The organism is Acidovorax sp. SDU_ACID1 (assembly GCF_045291395.1).
Taxonomy (GTDB): Bacteria; Pseudomonadota; Gammaproteobacteria; order Burkholderiales; family Burkholderiaceae_C; genus MR-S7.
Genome location: NZ_CP152342.1, coordinates 4,049,516 through 4,066,247, shown reverse-complemented (window position 1 = coordinate 4,066,247; position 16,732 = coordinate 4,049,516). Strand labels below are relative to the sequence as shown.

The 16,732-nt window shown below is 68.9% G+C and carries 16 protein-coding genes; 4 read left to right on the top strand and 12 right to left on the bottom strand.

Annotated elements, in window-relative coordinates; all coding sequences use genetic code 11:
* Nucleotides 1–126: 126 nt before the first annotated feature.
* Nucleotides 127–969: a hypothetical protein gene (locus tag AAG689_RS19935; protein WP_406623449.1), complete on the bottom strand. Its 843-nt coding sequence runs from the start codon at nt 967–969 to the stop codon at nt 127–129.
* 26 nt (nt 970–995) lie between these two features.
* Here AAG689_RS19935 and AAG689_RS19930 point away from each other — a divergent pair, with 26 nt between their 5' ends.
* The gene (locus AAG689_RS19930; RefSeq protein ID WP_020227898.1) at nt 996–1,802 is read left to right on the top strand and encodes a UPF0149 family protein; all 807 of its coding nucleotides are present in this window, start codon (nt 996–998) and stop codon (nt 1,800–1,802) included.
* 35 nt (nt 1,803–1,837) lie between these two features.
* Here the strand turns inward: AAG689_RS19930 and AAG689_RS19925 are convergent, their stop codons facing one another.
* Entirely contained in the window at nt 1,838–3,715 is a 1,878-nt protein-coding gene (locus AAG689_RS19925) for a patatin-like phospholipase family protein (protein WP_406623448.1), read from the bottom strand.
* A gap of 123 nt (nt 3,716–3,838) precedes the next feature.
* On the bottom strand, nt 3,839–4,366 hold the full coding sequence (locus AAG689_RS19920) for a CinA family protein (RefSeq protein WP_406623447.1): 528 nt from the start codon (nt 4,364–4,366) through the stop codon (nt 3,839–3,841).
* A 106-nt stretch (nt 4,367–4,472) separates the two neighbouring features.
* Between AAG689_RS19920 and AAG689_RS19915 the strand changes: the two genes are divergently transcribed.
* Both AAG689_RS19915 and AAG689_RS19910 read left to right on the top strand, forming a co-directional pair.
* Complete coding sequence (locus tag AAG689_RS19915; RefSeq protein ID WP_406623446.1) at nt 4,473–5,723, top strand: esterase-like activity of phytase family protein; 1,251 nt, start codon at nt 4,473–4,475, stop codon at nt 5,721–5,723.
* Complete coding sequence (locus tag AAG689_RS19910; protein ID WP_406623445.1) at nt 5,705–5,872, top strand: hypothetical protein; 168 nt, start codon at nt 5,705–5,707, stop codon at nt 5,870–5,872. Before AAG689_RS19915 ends, AAG689_RS19910 begins: the two co-directional genes overlap by 19 nt.
* Before the next feature lie 68 nt (nt 5,873–5,940).
* Here the strand turns inward: AAG689_RS19910 and AAG689_RS19905 are convergent, their stop codons facing one another.
* The 8 genes from AAG689_RS19905 to AAG689_RS19870 all read right to left on the bottom strand — a co-directional run bounded on the left by AAG689_RS19905 (nt 5,941) and on the right by AAG689_RS19870 (nt 15,241).
* Nucleotides 5,941–6,459 (bottom strand): phosphatidylglycerophosphatase A, encoded by a 519-nt coding sequence (locus AAG689_RS19905; protein ID WP_406623444.1) that lies wholly within the window; start codon nt 6,457–6,459, stop codon nt 5,941–5,943.
* The gene (locus AAG689_RS19900) at nt 6,459–8,072 is read right to left on the bottom strand and encodes a DUF4139 domain-containing protein (protein ID WP_406623443.1); all 1,614 of its coding nucleotides are present in this window, start codon (nt 8,070–8,072) and stop codon (nt 6,459–6,461) included. The genes AAG689_RS19905 and AAG689_RS19900 overlap by 1 nt, the downstream gene beginning before the upstream one ends.
* A gap of 38 nt (nt 8,073–8,110) precedes the next feature.
* Nucleotides 8,111–11,815 (bottom strand): pilus assembly protein, encoded by a 3,705-nt coding sequence (locus AAG689_RS19895; RefSeq protein WP_406623442.1) that lies wholly within the window; start codon nt 11,813–11,815, stop codon nt 8,111–8,113.
* An 84-nt stretch (nt 11,816–11,899) separates the two neighbouring features.
* The gene (locus tag AAG689_RS19890) at nt 11,900–12,532 is read right to left on the bottom strand and encodes a pilus assembly protein PilX (RefSeq protein ID WP_406623441.1); all 633 of its coding nucleotides are present in this window, start codon (nt 12,530–12,532) and stop codon (nt 11,900–11,902) included.
* 22 nt (nt 12,533–12,554) lie between these two features.
* Nucleotides 12,555–13,661, bottom strand: a complete 1,107-nt coding sequence (locus AAG689_RS19885; RefSeq protein WP_406623440.1) for a PilW family protein — start codon at nt 13,659–13,661, stop codon at nt 12,555–12,557.
* Nucleotides 13,658–14,113, bottom strand: a complete 456-nt coding sequence (locus AAG689_RS19880) for a hypothetical protein (protein ID WP_020227907.1) — start codon at nt 14,111–14,113, stop codon at nt 13,658–13,660. Before AAG689_RS19880 ends, AAG689_RS19885 begins: the two co-directional genes overlap by 4 nt.
* A gap of 22 nt (nt 14,114–14,135) precedes the next feature.
* Nucleotides 14,136–14,741, bottom strand: a complete 606-nt coding sequence (locus AAG689_RS19875) for a GspH/FimT family pseudopilin (RefSeq protein ID WP_406623439.1) — start codon at nt 14,739–14,741, stop codon at nt 14,136–14,138.
* Between the two features lie 14 nt (nt 14,742–14,755).
* Nucleotides 14,756–15,241: a type IV pilin protein gene (locus tag AAG689_RS19870; RefSeq protein WP_406623438.1), complete on the bottom strand. Its 486-nt coding sequence runs from the start codon at nt 15,239–15,241 to the stop codon at nt 14,756–14,758.
* Between the two features lie 91 nt (nt 15,242–15,332).
* Between AAG689_RS19870 and AAG689_RS19865 the strand changes: the two genes are divergently transcribed.
* A complete protein-coding gene (locus AAG689_RS19865; protein WP_406623437.1) occupies nt 15,333–15,761 on the top strand; it encodes a hypothetical protein in 429 nt (142 codons plus the stop codon).
* Here the strand turns inward: AAG689_RS19865 and thiL are convergent.
* A complete protein-coding gene (thiL, locus tag AAG689_RS19860; RefSeq protein ID WP_406623436.1) occupies nt 15,746–16,732 on the bottom strand; it encodes a thiamine-phosphate kinase in 987 nt (328 codons plus the stop codon). The genes AAG689_RS19865 and thiL overlap by 16 nt on opposite strands.

Genomic DNA, 16,732 nt, shown 5'->3' with positions numbered 1-16,732 from the left:
TCGCAAGCCAGTAAACGGCTTTCTCCCAGTGGCAACGCCCCTTGGCCTTTCGTGCCACGGGGCGTTTTGCTTTTCAGGCCAAAAATGACTCTGAGGCCCACCAATAAAGCGCAAGCAGCTATCGATTCAGAAGTGATCGGCGCTTGCCAGCAGGTCGTAGGCCGCGCGCAGACGCTGCGCGTCGCGTCCCCAGCTGCGGTCCTGCGGCAGGCGGCGCAGCCAGCCCAGGCGGGCCACCGTCTGGCGCAGCGTGGCGTGGAACGCCTCGCCGTAGACCGGCCGGGCCAGCCAGGCGTCCCACACCGTGCGCGCCTCGGGCAGCGCCTGGGCGTGGGCCAGGTAGATCGCCGTGGAGTGCAGGTAGCACAGCACGTCGCGCACCTGGCACACGTCCAGCGGCAGGGCCGCGGCGGGATCGTCCTCGAAATCCACGCAGGCCAGCGCGCCGTCGGCGCAGATCACCATGTTGCGCGCGAAGGCCTGGCTCAGGCACAGGCCCTGGCCATGCACCTCCTGCAGCAGCTCCAGCCCCTGCGTCCACAGCGGCAGCACGGCGGGCGCGCCTTGCGCCACGGCGGCGCGGATCGCGTTGGCCAGCGACGGCGCCTCCTGCCCCGGCACGCCCAGGTGGCTCATCAGGAAGCCCCCGGGCTCGGCCGCCAGCACGGCGGGCACGCGCACGCCCTGGGCGGCCAGCGCGCGCAGGCGGCGCACCTCGGTGGCGATGGCCGCCTGCCCGCCGGGGTTGGGCACCGGGCGCAGCACGGGCAGGCGCAGCAGCGCGGCGGCCACGCTGAGCACGCGGTAGCGCCATGCGCTGTTGCCCGGGCCTGCGCGCTTGAGCCACACCTGGTCGCCGCCCAGCAGGTAGTGGTCGATGGGCTTGGGCTGCAGCGGCAACTGCCGCGCGAGGAACGCGGCCGGGCCGGCAGGGGTTTCGTGGGGCAGGGAGGCGGGCACTACACTCATTGATTGATCTTAGAACACGCATTGCCATGACCGAACCCACCCCCGCCCTGGGCCCCGATGAGCTCGACGAACTCGACACCCTGCTGGACGACCTGCGCTCGCGCGAGGAGGACGTGCCCCAGTGGGAGTTCTGCGACGGCTTCCTGACGGCCCTGGTCTGCACCCGCCGGCCGATTGCCGCGGCCGAATGGCTGCCCATGCTGCTGGGCGACGGCCTGGCACTCGAAGAAGGGGCCGAGGGCCACGCGCTGCCCCTGATCGCGCCGTTCAAGGACGCGGCCCAGCAGCAGCGCTTCCTCGCGCTGTGCGAGCTGCGCCTGGCCGAGGCGGCGGCGCAGCTGGACGAGCAGGCCGAATCGCTGGACGCCGACAACGCCTTCCAGCCCGAGGTGATGGACATGCGTGGCGCCATCGCCAGCCTGCCCGAGGAAGAGCGCCGCGAGATGGAGGGCCAGGACATCCCCTCGTTTGGCCAGGTGTGGGCGCTGGGCTTCATGTTCGCCGTGGAGAACTGGCCCGACGACTGGGCCGCCCCGCGCGACAAGGAGGCCGCCCAGTGGCTGGACGGCGCGCTGGAGTCCATCGTCGCCCTGACCGAGGACGACACCGGCAAGCCCGAGGTCTGCATGTACGACGAGAACGGCCCGCCCAGCACCAGCCAGGACCGGCTGGAGGTGTTCGGCGAGGCGATCTGGGGCGTCTACGACCTGCGCCAGCTCTGGAAGAGCCTGGGCCCGCGCCAGGAAACCATCGTCAAGGGCGCCCAGCCCGGCCGCAACGACCCGTGCCCGTGCGGCAGCGGCAAGAAATACAAGAAGTGCCACGGCGCCTGACGGGGTCGGTTCAGCACCGAATCGGCCTCCAGCGCTTACTGGATAAGCGCAGCCAGCTCTTTTTTCGGTAGCGGAGGCTGCCCTTCCCACTGCGCCAGCACCTCGGTGCCGTGCGTATAGCCCTGCTGCACGATCTGCTCGAAGCGGTTCCATTCGAGCATGCCCACGCGGTCCAGCGGCGGGTTGAAGTACAGGTCCGTGAGCTGGCGCGACTGGCGCTGGCGCGACATGCTGTAGAGGATGGTCACCTGCATCAGGTAGCTGGCCAGCGAGGGCAGCTTGTAGCGCCGCCGCCCGCGCGGGCGCAGGCGGTCGCGCAGCAGCGCCCAGTGCGTGGGCACCTCCTCCAGATCGATGCGCCGGGGCTTGCGGAAGTTCAGGTCCACGCCGATCACCGTGCCCACGCCGCGCATGCCGCGCATCACGTCCACGGGAAAGTTGTTGAACGTGCCGCCGTCGCACAGCAGGTCGCCCTCGTGCAGCACGGGCGGCAGGGCGCCGGGAATGGAGATGCTGGCCAGCAGCGACTTCACCAGGCTGCCGCGCCGCACCACGTGCTCGCTGGCCTTGGAGTAGTTGGTGGCCACGCAGTAGTAGTTCTTCCACAGGTCTTCCACCTGGGCGGGAAAGCCCACCAGCCGGTCCACCGCGCCGTGCAGGATGCGGCGCAGGCGCTCGCCCTTGATGAGCGAGAGCAGCGGCAGCAGGCTCCAGTCGCCCGTGGGGTTGGTGCGGAAGGCGTCGCGCGCGTTCGCCATCACGTCCTCCAGGGGCTGGTCCGAGGCCACGTAGGCCGCCATCACCGAGCCGATGCTGGTGCCGCCCACGCAGTCGATCTCCACCCCGCGCTCGCGCAGCGCCCGGTACACGCCCAGGTGGGCGAAGCCGCGCGCGCCGCCGCCGGCCAGCACCAGGCCCACGGCGGTGCGGCTCTGGATGCGCGCCAGCCGCGCCATGTCGCGCTCCAGCGCGGGGCGGATGTGCACGTGGTCGGCCACCGGCCGGCGCGCCAGCCAGGCGTGCGTGCCCTGCGGGCACTGCAGGCCGGCCGGGTGCAGCAGCACCAGGATCTCGGCCGCCTCGGTCAGCGGGCTGCGGCGCATCAGGCACTGCTCCTCGATGGGGTGTAGCGCCGGCTCGGCCTGGCCGTCGGCCAGCAGCAGCAGTTCGTCGCAGTGGCGGCTCACGCGGTGCGTCCACGGCGTGGGGTCGGGGTCGGCCAGCAGCAGCACGAAGTCATGGCGCGCCTCGATCTCGTCGAGCAGCATGGCGATGCGCCGGTTGGCCGTGGCGTCGCCGCCCTCGCGGTGCGAGATGCCGGGTGCGTGCAGCTCGGCGTCCACGGTGGCCGAATCCACCACGCGCACGCTGCCGATGGCCGCGAGCTGGCGCGCCAGCGCGTCGCCGAAGCCGCGCAGGTCCACGCCCGCGCTGATGGGCAGAAGGCCCAGCGCCACGGGGCGCTCCATCGGCGCGGGGCTGGCCTGCAGCCGCTCGATGATCTGGCGCGTGAGCGCGATGGACACCTGCGCGCTGCGCGCCAGCAGGTGCTTGAACATGTCCTTGGTCAGCCGCACCAGCACCGAGTCGCGCACGGCCACTACCGTGGCGGCGCGCGGCGCGCCGGTGAACAGGCTGATCTCGCCGATGATCTGCCCGCGCCCCATGTCGGCCACGCGGCGCTGCTGGCCGTCGGCATCGCGCACATAGGCGCGCAGCCGCCCGCTGACGGCGATGTACATGGACTCGCCGGGCTCGCCCTGGCTGATCAGCGTGCCGCCGCCGGGCACCTCCACCCACTCCAGGTGGCTGCACAGCAGCTCCAGCGCCTCGGGCTCGATGCCGGGCAGGAAGGTGCGCAGGTGTTCGGTGAGCAGTTCGCTCTGGTGGGCGTGGTGGGATGTGGCGGACATGGCGCGGGGGCTGGGGGCGAAGCCGCGCATTCTGGCGATGGCGGGCGGGGCTGGCAATGGCGGCGGCGCCGGGCTTCGTGAAGAAATGCACCCGCGGGGTGCTTTGGTGTGCCCGTCTTCCGGCTAGCCCAGCAACTCCCGCAGCCGTCCCAGCGCATGGCACACCGTCGCCGCACGCACGGCAGCACGGTCCCCATCGAAGCAGCGCCGCTCGCTGTGCGTGCGCCCTCCCACCTGCCAGCCGAACCACACCGTCCCCACCGGCTTGTCCACGCTGCCCCCTGTGGGCCCGGCAATGCCGGTGACCGCCACGGCCACCTGCGCGGCGCTGTGCGCCACGGCGCCTTCGGCCATGGCGCGGGCCACGGGCTCGCTCACCGCGCCGTGCGTGTCGATCAGCGCGGCGGGCACGCCCAGCAGCTCGGTCTTGGCGGCGTTGGAATAGGTGACGAAGCCGCGCTCGAACCATGCGCTGGAGCCGGCCAGGTCGGTGCAGGCCGCGGCGATCATGCCGCCGGTGCAGCTCTCGGCCGTGGCCAGCATCCAGCCGCGTGCGGGCAGCGTGGTGGAGATATAAGCCAGATCGGCCTCCAGCGCTTGTGCGGAAAGCGCAGGCAGCTCATTTTTATATAGCGAATCAGGGAGTGCCATCGGGAGCTCCGTGGGCAGTTGGGGGGACAAGGGGGCGCGCGTGTTTCATGGTGTTGTCACGTCCGGTTCATATCCTCTATGTTGCCTTTCTATCCGTTCCATCACCATGAAACTTTCTGCACCCTTTGTCTTGGCTCTCACCGTGGGACTGACCGCCTGCGGCGGCTCCGGCGACGACGGCTTCCAGTTCCCCGGCGCCACCGGGGCGGCCCTTCCCTATGCGCTGATGAGCCGGGTGGACAACACGGAGAAGACGGAGATCCGCAACGGCAGCTATGGCTCCGCCATGGCACCGCATCCCACCCGCGAGGGCTATTTCTACGGATTGAGCGACCGCGGCCCGAATGCGGCCACAGAGGCGGGACGCACGCCCTCGGGCATCATTTTCCTCACGCCCGACTACACGCCGCGCATCGGGCTGTTCAGGCTCACCGGCGAGGGCAAGCCCGAACTGGTGGAGACCATCCTTCTCAAGGACCCCAAGGGCCGCCCCATCACCGGCCTACCCAACAAGCGCTTCGGCGGCACGGGCGAAACGCCCTATAACCTGGACGGCAGCGTCGTCTCGCTGGACCCCGACGGCGACGGCATCAAGGGCTTCGACGAGAGCGGGCTCGACTCTGAGGGGCTGGTGGCGCTCAAGGACGGCACGTTCTGGATCAGCGACGAATACGGCCCGCACATCGTGCACTTCGACGCCACGGGCAAGGAGATCGAGCGCATCAACCCGTTCGCCGCCGATCCGCGCAACAAGGCCGGCCGCGTGCTGCCCGCCGAGCTGTCCACGCGCTGGCCCAACCGGGGCATGGAGGGGCTGACGATCACGCCTGACGGCACGACGCTGGTGGGCATCATGCAGTCCAACCTGCACAACCCCACCAGCGCCGTGGGCAGCATCAACCTGACGCGCATCGTCACGGTGAACATCGGCACCGGGGCCGTCGCGCAGTACCTGTACAAGCAGGACGCGGCGGGCCTGGCCAATTCCGAAATCGTGGCCCTGAGCGCCACGAGCTTCCTGGTGATCGAGCGCGACACCAAGTTCTACGGCATCGACACCAGCACCATCCGCAAGAACGTCTACAAGGTGGACCTGAGCCGCGCGACCAACATCGACGCGTCCAACACCGCGCTGCGCGCAGGCCAGGCGGCGTTCACGGCCAGCGCGGCCAACGGGCTGCTGGTGGACGGCAAGACGCTGGAACTGGTGGTCAAGGGGGCGGCACGGAGGGCGGCTTCGCCGCGGGCTGGGCCCGCCTGGCCGCGCTGGGCATCCAGCCCGCCGCGAAGACGCTGGCCTATGACGGCATTGCCTCGCAGAAGTACCCGCACGACAAGATGGAAGGCCTGTGGGTGATCGACGCCAACCGCCTGGGCATTCTCAACGACGCGGACTTCATGATCGCCCCAGACGGGAAGGGCGGCGTCAAGCAGAAATACCTGTACGACGGCAAGGTCGAGAGCAACATGCTCTACGTGGTCAAGCCCATCGCCCCGCTTTTCTGAGGAAAATTGGCATCCAGCGCTTGTCCATCCAGCGCTGGATGCTCTCTTTTTGATAGTTTTGCGGCCACTCATCCCAGGACGTGCCGCCACAGCGCGATGACCAGCAGCGTGCAGAACGCCGCCACCAGGTCGTCCAGCATGATGCCCAGCCCGCCGCGCCAGCCGAAGCCCTTGAACAGCCGGTCGGCCCAGGCCACGGGGCCGGGCTTGGCCGCGTCGAAATAGCGGAACAGGCCGAACGCGACGAGCTGGCCCCAGAAGCCCATGGGCATGGCCAGCCACAGCACGATCCAGATGGCGACGATCTCGTCCCACACGATGTGGCCGGGGTCGGCCACGCCCATGTGCCGCGCCGCCACCGTGCAGGCCCACCAGCCCAGCGGCAGCGAGAGCGCGATCACCAGGCCCATGCCCAGCGGCGTGAGCCACAGCTGCAGCACCAGGAACGCCAGCCAGCCCCACAGCGTGCCCACGGTGCCCGGCGCGATGCGCGACAGGCCGCTGCCGCAGCCCAGGGCGATGAAGTGCGCGGGGTGCGTGAGCAGGAAGCGGCGCAGCACGTGCGGCGCAGGCAGGGTGGCGGGCATCAGCGCCGCTCCCGGATGCGCAGCTCCTTGGCGTAGCGCAGCGTGTGGGCCGCGGTGAAGCGCGCCGTGGCGCCTGCGCCCAGTTCCTGGCTCCAGAGGATGCTGCCCGGCTGGCCGTTCCAGGCCGTGTCCTGCGGAGCGGGCTCGTAGCGCGATTCCACGGTGATCTGTTCGTTCTGCGACACCGGCGCCGCGTCCAGCACCTGCAGCGCCACGGGGCGGGCGTGGCGGTTCTCCACGCGGTAGATGCGGGAGAGCTGGCGCTCGGTGCGCGCACCCGTCAGCCCGCTGCTGCCCGTGTGCTCGCGCACGGGCTCGGCGGTGACGGTGATGCGCTCGTCGCGCCCGAACGACAAGCCCGTGCGCGCCATCGCGGCGCTGGCAGGGTCGAACTGCCCCTGGCCCACCGACGCGCCGTCGCGCTGCAGCGCCACCGGGCCGGCAGGCCACACGCCCTCCAGCGCGGGCAGCTGCGCCACCAGGTAGGCGGCCGGCTCCACGGCCGGCGCGGTGCGCGTGAACAGCTGCGCGTGCACCGTCTGCGCGCCCAGCGACAGCGTTACGCGCTGGCCGCCCGAGGGCACGGTGATGCGCTGGGGCACGGTGAATTCGGTGGCGTAGGCGCCGTCGGCGATGGCCACGTCGAACGTGGGCTCCGCCTCCTGCGCCACCTCCGCGGCGCGGCCCAGCGCCGCAGGCGCGGGGGCGGCGGCCATGCTGATGGCGACGGGCCTGGCGGGCGGCTCGGGCTGCACGTCCACCGTCCAGGGGCGCGGCAGGCTGCCTTGCGTCTGGCCCAGCGGCTGGCCCGTGGAGAGCACGAGCGGCACGCCGCTCCAGTCCTCGCCCGTGCTCTGCGCCACCAGCGCCAGGCGCTCCAGGCGCACGGTGGCGGCGCTGCTGTCCAGCGTGGCGCGGTAGCTGGGCGACCAGCTCGGGCCGCGCACCTGGTAGGCCAGGCGGACGTCGCCCTCGCGCTCGGCCGCCAGCGCGACGGTGACGGTCGCCACGCGCGCGCGCGGGCCGGCGATGCGGTCGCGTTCGGCCGTCAGGACGCGCACGTCCAGCTCCAGCGCCTCCTGGCGGCGCTTGGCCTGGTGCAGGCGCATGAGCGTGTCCTGGGCCGAGCGGCGCAGCGCATCGGTGGTCACGCTGATGTTGCCCGCGCCCGGCGTGCCCGGCCCGCTGGTCTGCGTGGTGGGCGCCGTGCCGGCCACGGTCTTGAGATAGGTGTGCGCCAGCTCCAGCGCATCCGTCTCGGCCTGCGCGGCGGCCAGCTGGTCCTGCGCGGCGCGCACGCGCTCGTCGAGCGGGCTGGCGCAGCCGCCGGCCAGCGCGCGCTCCTGCACCTGCACGCTGATGTCGCCCACGCGCACGGGCGCATCCGCCACCACCTGCAGGCTGCGCGCGTCCAGCCCCTGCGGCAGGCAGCGGAAGGTGACGCTGCGGCTGCCCGCGGGCACGCGCGCCGTGCGCTCCACGGTGGCGCTGCCGGGGTAGAGCTTGACGCTGGTGATGCGCGAAGGGGCGTCGGCCTGGGCATGCGCGAACGCCGGGAGGAACAGCAGGGCGGCAAGGCCGCCGACTTGGAGCGGGGAGGGGAATGCGGGCATGCGGGGGATGCTAGCAGGCACGCCCCGCCGCGAAGCGGCTACGGCAGTTCCCTCCACGACACCCGCCGCGCGCGCTTAATCGTCGTGCCGCCGCCCAGGCCCGTGCCGTCCTTCACCTGGGTCTCGTTGCCGCTGGTGCGCACCAGGATCTTGGGCTGGCCCTCGTCGTTGGTGACCACGCTGAAGCCGACGATCAGCGTGTCCTCGCTGAACTGCTCGGCGTCGGTCTTGCCGCCCGCCAGGCCGAACGAATACAGCCACGACGCGCCGCCCGACTTGCACTGGTCGCCGCTGGGCAGGGTGGTGGCCGCCAGCAGCCGCGCGCCGTCCCATTCCATGGGCATGGCCACGCGCTCGCCGCTGGTGGGGAAGTCCGCCCACCAGCCGCCGTCCGTGGCCCAGTCCACCGTCACCGCTGCGCCGCTGGCAGTGGTGCCGCTCTTGGTGATGGTCACCTTCTTGAACTTGGCGGTGTTGGTGCGCACCACTCCCCAGCCCGTGGCCGTCAGCGGGTCGCGGATGGCGGCAATGGACTGCACTTGCGTGTCGTTGATGTCGTCGCGCCCCAGGTAGCGCCCCGTGGCCACCACGACCACAGGCTGCTTGTCGTACTCGCGCAGCTTGGGTTCGGTGGTGATGGGCTGCGGGGTGCCGCTGGCGTCCTTCATTTGCGCCAGCAGCATCGCGCTGCCGCTGCCCTCCAGGTTGAAGCGCCACACGTTGCCCAGCAGGTCACCCGCGTAGAAGCGCTGCGCCGTGTTGTCGCTCAAGGCCTTCACCCACACGTTGATCTTGGCCATCCCGGCGGGTGTGGTGGTGTCGCCCGCAGTGGTCGGAATGTTGCGCAGGATGGCGCCATTGGCGGCGTTCACCACGAACAGGCGGCCCTTGCCGTCGCCTGACCCGGTGTTGCCCTCTGGCGCGTTGTTGTAGCCTGCCCCGAAGGCCACCGCCCAGGTGCCGCCTGCCAGCTTGGTGATGACCGGGTCGCTGTACGTCAGGCCCAGGTTGTCGTCGGTGAATTCCCACAGCGCCTTCGGTTCGTCGGGATCGGTGATGTCCAGCGCGTAATAGGCCCGGCCGCCCTTGTTCAGTCCGCCCACCAAGATGGTCTTCCACTGGCCGTCGATCTTCACGTCGCCCTGCACCGTCTTGCCGTCCACGTAGTACTGGTGCGCCACCGCCGAGCCGTACTTCACGTCGGCCAGCTTGTGCAGGTAGGGCATCACCGCGGTGGGAATGTAGGCCCACAGTTCCTCGCCCGTGGCCGCGTCCAGTGCGTGCAGCATGCCGTCGTTGGCGCCCACGTAGACCACCTTCTTGCGGCTGGCATGGCTGGCCTTGAACGCGGCGTAGCCCTCATCGGCGTAGTCGAACGGCGGCTTGCCCACATGGATGGGCTTGCTGTTGATGATGTCGCCCAGCTTGTTCAAACGCTTGCGGAACAGCGGCTCAGCGGTGTTGGTAGTGTCTTTGGACGAATCTCCGCGCAGATAAGTGACCAGCGCCTCGCCAGCATTGATGATGCCTTTGTGTGTATCGCCCAAGGAGGTGCATTGCGACAGGGCGCCGGTGGCGCATTTGCTCTTGAAGTAGCCATCCAGCCCTGCCGCCGTCAGATTGCCCAGGGTGAAAGCGCTCAGCGCATTGCCGTTCTTGAAGTAGATCGCGCGGCTGGCGGCCTCCTTGGCATTCAGCTTCTCGCGGGCCGACCATTGGGGGGCTCCTTCCGGTTGCGCCGTGGATGAGTTCAGCGTGCGCGCCAGCACGTCGCCGAACCAGGAGCCCGTGGTGTAACTGGCCTCGAAGGCGATGTTGCCGTCGCCCTGCACCAGGTCGAGCGTGCTGGTGGCGGTGGCCGAGCCGGCGCCCGATACGTCTTGCACCGCGCTGACCATGCCTTCGATGGCACGGGTCAGTTCAGTGGCGTTCTGGGCGGAATAGTATGCGCCCCGCCCATTGATGGCGGCGTGCCAGAGGTCGTCGACAGTGGTGCTTTTGTTGGCTGTGGGCGCAGGCCACGCAAACGAACCGGGCGTGTCGCTGGCCGGGTCTTTCGTCCCGTTCACGCCCATGCCAATGGTGTAGGTGGTCATGTGCTGGTGCGTGGCGGTGTCCTGGCCGGAGGGAGAAACGATGTTGGCGCAGACATCCTGCCCGGCATTGCCGCCGACTGGCGCACCGGTGCACGCCGCCGACCCTGCCGTGCCGGTGCGCAGGTCGGTGCTGTAGTAGTAATACGCCACGTCGGCCAGCGTATTGGAGTGGGCGTCTTCGTAGGGAGAGCCTGCGCCGCCATCGGCATTGCCAAGCGCGGTGTTGCTCAGATTGAATGCGTTCTCTCCGGTAGGCGTCGTCCAGTAGCCATCGGTAGTCAGCAAGGCGAAATTACGCTGGCAGGCGTATTGCATGGGGTCGGGTTTCCCGTTGGAAACCAGTTTCCCAGCAAAGTACCGGCCCGCCTCCGACAGCGCGCTGCGCAAAGGCGTGCCGCCTTCTTCCGTTCCGCCGTAAAGCAGGGCGTAGAAGCCTTGTTTGTTCGTGTCGTTGAAATCATCCACCGGCCAGAATTCGGAATTGGTTTTCTGGTGGATGTTCATGAACCCCAGCCGGTAGCCTTCGTCCAGGTTGTTCAGCGCCCGTCCCATGGCCGTGCGCATCATCAGCTTGCGGTTGCGGTAATAGGCATGCCAGTTGGCATAGTTGGTTTGTTCGTCTGCCGATGAATTGGCGGAGATGGTGTTCAACTCGAACACGCCGGTGTTGGATGCCCTGCTGGCGGCGGTTTCGCTGGCGGTGCATTCCTTGTAGAAATCCGTCGTGGTGATGGCGTTGCCTGCGCTGTCGTAAGTCCACTTTCTGCTGGCGACAGGCACGGAACCTTTGTATGTGTAATACGTCTGGCCGGGGAAAGACACATACCACTCGCTTTTGGAGGTGCTGCCGGTCTTGGCGCTGACGGTGATGGTGATCTGTCCAGTGTTCCAGGCCCACGCGGTGATCGTTCCCTTGAAGGAATTGTTTTCATTGGCCGCATTGCTTTGAAAGGTGATGCTGTCGCCCACGACGAAGGACTTCGGCCCCAGCGCCGCGCTCATCAGGGTGGAAACGGTGAGGACTTTCGACGTGTTGAGGGTCAGATCCGACGGCTTGATGGCTGTGTCCGTCCTGACCTTGAAGTAGGCCACCGAGCCGGTGCCTTCGTCGTTATCGCTCTTGCGCTTCATGCTGTCGGTAGTGCGAATGGTGAGCGTGCTGGGGTTGTTGTCGCCATCCATCACCATGTTGAGAACCGTCGTGCGGAGATCGAGGGACGTTTTCCGCGGATCGCTGGCGGCCAGCGATGCCGTGTTCAGGAATCCATCGAATGGCGCTGCGTTGAAAGCCGCGTTGGGGTAGTCGGTGCCATTCGCATACTTGGGTGGCGTATAGGTGTAGCCGGGGTTGTAGGCCACGCCGTTGCACTGGATGGCCTTGAAGCCCAGTCGGAAGATGCCGCCGGTGAAATTGTTGGAGCGCATGTCAGGCTGGCTGTCCAGAAGGCTCCGCATGTCGTCCGGCATCATCTGGAAATTCATGCTTTGCGAGTCGTCCAGGATCACCATCAGATTCGGCTTGGGCTTGAATTCCGACTGCGTGATCAGCGGCTCGTCGGCAATGCCGGTCAGCGCCGCCTGGGCGGCGGGAGACACTGCCACGGCCAGCGCGGACAGCAGGCGGGTGGATAGGCGGTGTGCGGTCATGGCGGCCCTCGGTCGGTTGATTTTCAAAAAAGATAGCTGCTCGCGCTTGACCAGAAAGCGCTGGAGCCGGTTTTGATGCTGAAACTAGAAGTGCACGATGGTTTCGGTGTAGCTCGCGGTGTTGCGCGGCCCCAGGGTGCGCACCAGCACGCGGTAGTACGGCGTGACACCCGCGCCCGAGGGGCATTTGCCTTCGTTCTCGTAGTTGATGGCGCCCTGGCAGGTGTTGGAAACGGATGCGGCCGTGGTGGCGCAGCGGGTGGTGGACACGTCCACCGAGCCCGCCGCTGCGCACATGCGGAACACGATGAACGCGGCGCTGTTGCCCGCCGTCAGCTCCGCCGCGCTGGCCTTGGGCGTGTGGTCGCAACTGGCATGGCCGCCGCTGGGGTAGGTGGCGCAGTAGCCGCCGTCCCACGCGATCAGGGCGCGGGTGTTGTCGCCCGCGCGAGCGTTGCCCGTGGGGTCGAGCTGAGCGGGCTGGCTGGCGTAGTAGCCGTCGCCGGCCTGGTCGTTGTTGAGACTGTCGGGGTCCACCGTCAGCTTGCCGTAGAGCATGGCGATGGCTTCCTGCGCCACGCGGTCGGCGTTGGCGGTGGCGTCCTGGCGGAAGCTCAGGTTGCCCGCGATCTGCGCGCCGGTGTTCACCGAGCGCACCAGCGCCACGGCGCCGAGCGACATGGCGACGAGCACCAGCAAGGCGATGATCATGGCCATGCCGCGCTGGCGGCCGGGGGCGTCAGCCGGCGTTCCATAGCAGGTTCCTCAGCGGGATCAGGGAGTCGTACATGCGGTAGCGGTAGTGCTTCCACTCGTCGGGCTTCGACTCGTCGCCGGTGGTGGTGGCGGTGTGGGTGAGGCCGAGGGTGATGCACTTGCTGCTGGCGTCGCCGGCGCAGGCGGCGCTGCCCGCCACGGTGGCGGCGCTGCCCAGGTTCCAGACTGGGGCGCTGGGGGTGACTTCTTCCTGGTTCCATTGCGGGCTGCGCACGACCAGGGCCAGGCGCACGCCGATGACCTGGTTCCAGGCGGCGCGGTCGGCGGGGGTAGTGGTGTCGTAGGTGTCCACGGCGCCGTCGGCGTCGGTGTCCTTGGCGTAGAAGGCGCGCAGCAGCACGACCTCGGGGTAGGCGTCATCGGCGGGCGTGGGCGTGCCGCTGGCGGCCAGGTTGGTGATGCGCAGGTGGAAGGTGTCCGACACGCTCCAGCGCCGCCGGATGGGCGCGGCGCCCAGGTTGGTCAGCAGGCTGCCTGCGGCGTAGGCGGGCACGCTGCCGGTGGGGGTGATGCTCCAGGGTGCGGCGGAGGTCAGCGAGAGCGCCTGGAACGCATGGCAGGTGGTGCCTGCGGGAGACGTGGCGATGATGAGCCAGTCGTTGGCTTCGATCCCTACGGTGGAGGGCACGATGAATGCGCCGTTGCCGTTGGCGCGGTCTTCCTCCAGCTTGATTTGCAGGGCGGCGTCCACCTTGCCGCTGGAGAGAATGTCGATGCTGTCCGAAGGTGCGGTGCCGCTGCCTGCTGCGATGGTGACGGGCGCGAGAGGCAGGCCGGACAGGCCGACGGCCTGCGCCTCGCTCGAAACGCCCGTGGTGCAGTTGCCCACCCAGGGGCCGCCGCCCAGTCCGTAGCCCGCCTGGCGCACGTCGCGCTGGATGGCGTCGAGCGCCAGGATGCCGTTGACCTGCGCGTCGGCCCCCGTGGCGGGGATGCGCCGCTGCCGCTCGGATTCGAGGAACACCTGCGTGATGGCCAGCACGGTGAACATGCTGACGACGATGCCCACCAGCAGCTCCAGCAGGGAGATGCCGCGCTGGGCGCGGGCTGTGGGGCAAGGGGGTGTCATGGCGTGTGGCTCAGGGCGATGGTGGAGCGGGTCATGTACCTGCGCGCCTCGCCGCCGGGCATGGTCCAGGTGACGGTGATGTCCACGTCGCTGCCGGTGGAACCGTCGGCGAGTGCCGCGATGGCGACGGTGGCGCTGCCACTGGGCAGGGCGGTCTTGGCCTTTTCCAGCCAGCGCTGGCAGGAGGTGGCGGTGCAACTGCCGCTGGCGATGGCGAATCCCGTGAGGTTGGGAATGTCGGCCCACATCAGGCCGATCAGTTCCTGGGCGAGGTAGGCCGCTTCGGAGCGCAGGCTGCTTTCGGTCTGCGAGCGGGTCATGCTGGCCTGCAGGCCCAGGATGCCCATGACGCCCAGGACGAACAGCAGGATGGCGACCAGGGCTTCGAGCAGCACGAAGCCGCCTGCGCGGCGAGGCGCGCGTCGGAGGGTGCGGCGGGGGCGGTCGGGCATGGGAAGGGCTCCGGAGGGGAACTTACGTGCAGCGGCGCGTGTCGTTTGCGTCGCTGATGCGCGGGTCGCACAGGCGGATGACGCCCGTGCCCAGGATCTGCACGCGCAGGCTGCGGTAGGCATGGGTGGCGGCGCTGTCCTTGTCGGCGTCGGCCGGGTCGCGGACTTCGATGCGGGCGATGGGGGTGGTCCCCGCCAGGCGGCCGTAGCCGTCGAAACGCGCTTCGCTGGCGGCGCTGCCGTCCTTGTCGAGCGCCTTCACGTCCAGGCTGCCCTGGACGGCATAGGAGGTGACCAGCAGCGGGGCGGCCGTGGCCGATGGTGCGCTGTCGCACTGGCCTGCGGGCGAGTTGAGGCTGACCACCCAGGATCCGCTGGTGTTGGAGAGCGCGCAGCCGCTGGTGAGATCGCTCACCAGCCAGAAGCTGGCGGGCCGGTTGCGGCGGATGGCTTCCTCGCGCGCCGTCTGCAGACCGTTCAACAGAGCCTCGGCCGTGCCGCGGATGCGCTGGTTCTTCATCCACTCGGCCATGCTGGGTGTGGCCAGCAGCGCCAGGATGCCGACGAGGGTGAGCACCACCATCAGCTCCAGCAGCGAGAAACCGTGTGCATGGCCGCGTTGCACCATGGCGCGCCCCGGTCTCAGCACGCGGCCGAGCGCTCGGCCCAGCAGGTGAGGGCAGGGCTTTGGACAGTGCCCTTGAACTTGGTGGTCTTGCGCGCGTTCGCCTGGTCGATGGTGTAGTCGTAGCCGGCGGTGTTGCCCTGGCCGGTGGCCGTGAGGGTGTAGCTCTGCCAGTCGGCTCCCTTGGCGCAGGAGAAGGTGAAGTATTTGCTGGTGAGGCTGGCCAGCAGCGCGGCGGGGCAGGTGTCAGCGCCGGTGTCTTGGTAGCTGCGGTTGTCCTGGTAATGCTGCTCGATCTTGAGCTGGAAGCTGGACATCTGCGAGAAGCCCTCCTGCAACTGCCCGCGCCGGATGTAGTCCTGGTAGGAGGGCAGCGCCACGGAGGCCAGGATCGCCACGATGGCCACGACGATCATCACCTCGATGAGCGTGAAGCCGCAACTGGCCATTCGGCCGGAGTAGCCCGGAGAGCGCCTTGCCCGGGCCGGGTGTGCGTAGGTCATGGGAAGCGGTTGGCGATGCGAAGTAAATGACTTTTACGCAATGTAAACGAAATTTAAGAAGCGCTGCAAGGCCTCCCCTACCGTCGCCGCCATGGCAAAAGGTGTTCATGCGGAGGAGGCAAAGGCCTTTTCTGTGCGGTTAAAGCAGGCGCTGGAAGATGCAGGTGTACGACCGTCGCCTACGGTGGTGGCGAACGAGTTCAACACGCGTTATTGGGGTAAGAGCATCACGCCGCATACTGCGCGGGCTTGGCTGGCAGGCGTGGCTATCCCTATGCAGGACAAGGTCCGCACCTTGAGCGAGTGGCTGCAGGTAGCACCCGACGAATTGCGCTTCGGTCCCAGTCCTGGGGCTGCGGTGATAGCACGGGAGCCGAGTCCGCTGGAGCGGCGGCTCAATCTGCAGGACCGGGAAATGCTGGCGCAGTACCTGACCCTGACGCCCGCGCGCCGCAAGACGGTGCAGGAAGTCGTGGCCGCGATAGCGGTCGCGGCACAGCGCGATCAGCCGCCGAAGTGATCGAAAGAGGCGTAGCGCCCGGCCAGCGGGCGGCCCTGCGCATCGGCGAGGCGCAGCCCCGGCTCGGCGCTGATGCGCCCGATGCGCGCCACCGGCGTACCCGCCGTGGCGGCGGCACCGGCCACGGCTTCACGCAGCGCGGGCGGGGCGGTGAAGGCGAGTTCGTAGTCGTCGCCGCCCGCCAGCGTGCACTGGCGTAGCAGTTCCATATCTAAACGGGCTGTAGCGCCCGTAAATAAAGCGCGAGCAGCTATCAATTTCGATGTTTCGTCCGCATCGATCTCGGCACCCACGCCCGAAGCGCGCAGGATGTGGCCCAGGTCGCCCAGCAGGCCGTCGCTCAGGTCCAGCGCACTGGTGGCGATGCCGCGCAGGGCCTGGCCCAGGGCCACGCGCGGCGTGGGCGTTTCGAGCCGCGTGCGCGCGCGGGCCAGCGTGCCGGCGGGCAGGCCGATGCGCCCTTGCAGCGCTTCCAGCGCCAGTCGCGCATCGCCCAGCGTGCCGCTGACCCAGATGTCGTCGCCTGCGCGCGCGCCGCTGCGCAGCAGGGCCTGGCCGGCGGGCACTTCGCCGAAGACGGTGATGCAGATGTTGAGCGGGCCTTGCGTGGTGTCGCCGCCGATCAGCTCGCAGCAGTGCGCGTCGGCCAGGCGCAGCAGGCCTTCGGAGAAGCGCTGGAGCCAGGGTTCGTGGACGCGCGGCAGGGCCAGCGCCAGCGTGAATGCCAGGGGCCGCGCGCCGCTGGCGGCGAGGTCGCTCAGGTTGACGGCCAGCGCCTTGTGGCCGAGGGTGAGCGGGTCCACGTCGGCGAAGAAATGCCGGCCTTCGACCAGCATGTCGCTGGAGATGGCCAGCTGCATGCCGGGGCGCGGGGCGAGCAGGGCGCAGTCGTCGCCCACGCCTAGCGCCACGGCGCCATCGGCGCGCGCGGGGCGCGTGAAGTAGCGCGCGATGAGGTCGAACTCACCCAT